The 2,840-nt window shown below is 32.4% G+C and carries 3 protein-coding genes and 1 pseudogene; all 4 read right to left on the bottom strand.

Annotated elements, in window-relative coordinates:
* Positions 1-245 (bottom strand): annotated as a pseudogene (locus tag ACPYKA_RS20250) (hypothetical protein); the annotation flags it as partial.
* Positions 246-399: 154 nt separating this feature from the next.
* Complete coding sequence (locus ACPYKA_RS20245; RefSeq protein ID WP_479543993.1) at positions 400-525, bottom strand: hypothetical protein; 126 nt, start codon at positions 523-525, stop codon at positions 400-402.
* A 43-nt stretch (positions 526-568) separates the two neighbouring features.
* Positions 569-1,387, bottom strand: a complete 819-nt coding sequence (locus tag ACPYKA_RS20240) for a hypothetical protein (RefSeq protein ID WP_479543992.1) — start codon at positions 1,385-1,387, stop codon at positions 569-571.
* Positions 1,388-1,547: 160 nt separating this feature from the next.
* The gene (locus ACPYKA_RS20235) at positions 1,548-2,354 is read right to left on the bottom strand and encodes a hypothetical protein (RefSeq protein ID WP_479543991.1); all 807 of its coding nucleotides are present in this window, start codon (positions 2,352-2,354) and stop codon (positions 1,548-1,550) included.
* Between the last annotated feature and the right edge of the window lie 486 nt (positions 2,355-2,840).

Below are 2,840 nucleotides of genomic sequence, written 5' to 3'. Positions count from 1 at the left end.
AAGATTGAAAATAAAATTAATATCGCTGTTCCTACAAGATGTATATAAAACAAGATATCCTTATAAGGAAATTTCGTATTATCCGCTGCAACTACATATGTTAAAACAAATAAAAGGGTCTGTAAAAACACCGATAATATTAGAATTCCCCCAATAGTTTTTGGGCTTTGTCTACCTGATTCCAACGGTTCTCGTAAGACAGCAAAGTCTCTTTCTTCCAGTTTATTTAATTGACGATAAATCATTTTTAAAAATTCCCCTTTAGCTAAACCAACATCAAGCTTATTTAAAATTCCACTCTGATAAACCTTCTTTTCCTCGTAAGCGGATATGCTATCAGTACACTGTGCCCCATTCTTAGCTTTATCCCCACTTCCCCATGGCTGTAAATTTCCATCTTTAAATATCTAAAGCAAGTGTGACATCTTCCAAAATGAAAATGCCATCTTGCCAATCTTTTCGTAATTGTTTTGTTTCATAAACGAGTAAATGGTCGAATAATATAGATCGTTTTTCTATATGCATATAAATGCTCCCCTTTTACTTTAAATCAAGTTATCCTCTTTTCTCAAGCTAATCTTTTATCTTTTACCCTATCCCTGCTGCCCGATGGTTGTAAATTTCCCTCTTCGTCAAAATTAAAGCTAGCAAAACGTTTTTTGCAGTAGTATGTAATGAGAGAATGGGCGAACATGTATACACTTATATAAGGAAGTAAAATACAAAGTAAAATGATAACTAATATACTTGTATTTATATACGATATTTGGTTAATTACAGCTTGAACAATAAATAATATCGCAACAGTACAAATCATTAACTCAGGTATTCTACTTAATTTTTCCCTGTCATCTTTCAATCTTTTTCTATAATTAAATTTATCCGACTCTCTTTTATAGTTGCCTTTTTTTAACGACTTAATTATTCTAAAGATAATTGTTATAAAAAATAAAATTAACAAAAATAAGGTAATACAACTCAGCATGATGAATTGATTAAGTACTATTTCCGATTCCGTTTTTAATAAAAGTAGTGATATAAAATATAAGGATATTCCCGATATGTTATAAAGCGATAAACTACTGATCAGATATTGAATATGCTGTTTTTTTTGATACATACCGGGAAAGTAAAATATTAGCGATAATAATATTAAAATCGCCGTGATTAGAAATGATAAACTAATTATTATAGTTTTTTCATTTGCGGGATATACGGCTGGATTTGCTGCTGCATATACAAAAAGTCCTCCAAATAAAGCTTGCATAAATACTCCCAAAATTAGTCCTCTTCTAATATTAGGTAAGGTTTGCCGACCAGATTCGAATGGGATTCTAAAAAATGCAAAATCCCTTTCACCTAATTTATCTAAATCCTTAAATAACATACTTTAGCCTCCAACGGATTAATACAGCAAAATCTCTTTCTTCCAGTTTATTTAATTGACGATAAATCATTTTTCAATAATTCCCCTTTAGCTAAGCTTATTTAAAATTCCACTCTGATAATCCTTCTTTTCCTCGTAAGCAGATATGCTATCTGGTACACTATGCCCCATTCTTAGCTTTATCCCCACTCCCCCAAGGCTGCAAATTTCCATCTTTATCAAAGTTAAAACTGGTGAATCGTTTTTTGCAGTATATGGATATTACGGAGTAAGCAAATAAATATATTCCCATAAAAAACACTGCGAGAAACAAGATAACAAAAATCATGTTTTCTATATCACCTGATAAAAGGCCTTCAACCAAAAATCGTAAAATAAACACGAGACCTATTGCAACGATAATAAATTCGGGTAACTTTGAAAGTGTAGAACGCTCTCTTTCTAAGACTTTCTTATGATCATATTTTTTGGAGTCCTTTCGGAAGTCTCCCCTTTGTAGCGAACGCTGTAATCTGATGAATATGGCAACCCAAAATACTATCCCTAATAATAAAACACCTACGGCCAAAGTGATAAATGCCCCCTCGGTAAGATCCACTGACCGAACCAACATAAAAAGTGCGGCGAAGTAGGGGAATATGCTGATAAAATTTAATAGTGTAAGACTTCCTATTATTAACTGACCAGTTTGATTTTCACGATAAATAGCTGGTATAGCAAAAATTATTGAACCTATTATTAAGATAAAAGTTAGTACATACTGTATTGTCAAAAGCAATCTCTTGTTGTACTCAGGATGCATAAATGGATCAGCTGCTGCAAAAATCCCGAGAGCGAACAGCAGTTGACCGATTATTCCTACGAGGAGTACATTCCGCAAATTATCTGGAGTTTGTCTACCCGATTCAAATGATGTTCTAAAAAATGCAAAATCCTCTTCTTCTAGTCTATCTAGGATTTTAAACAAGAACAATTACTCCTTTCTAACAAAATGAACAGATCGGTTGATATTAAAATTGCTTCTAAAAAACATTCCTTCTTCCGATTGATTCGTGAATTTTTCTTCATTTAGTAAGAAAATCTCTGCTAACATTATCTCATCAGTGGGGTCACTTATCATGGAATAAAAGCGGGGATCACTCACACGGTATCCTTGCTCATCTAAAATTCAGTGTAGGTATTGAATCCTTCATCAATATCTTCAGGTGAAAACTAATAGTACTTCGAAATAACATTTTGATAAACAATTTTATCACCGTATACTTCTAGTAAAACGCAATAAGATGTATTTTCCAATGAAATATTGTGAGGATGAGAATGGTCTTTTATTTTTTTGGCAGGCAGCTGAAAATCCACCTCTTGATCCGCTTGACGTAAACCTAATGCTCCTTCTATAAAGTTAGTTTTTATCAAATTCCAATTTATTTCTAAATAATATTTGGTATCTTATTAA

This window comes from Pseudogracilibacillus amylolyticus (SeqCode) (assembly GCF_051918545.1).
In the GTDB taxonomy this organism is placed as follows: Bacteria; Bacillota; Bacilli; order Bacillales; family Amphibacillaceae; genus Pseudogracilibacillus.
Note: the sequence above shows the minus strand (reverse complement) of the source record. Positions and strands in the feature narration are given on the sequence as shown.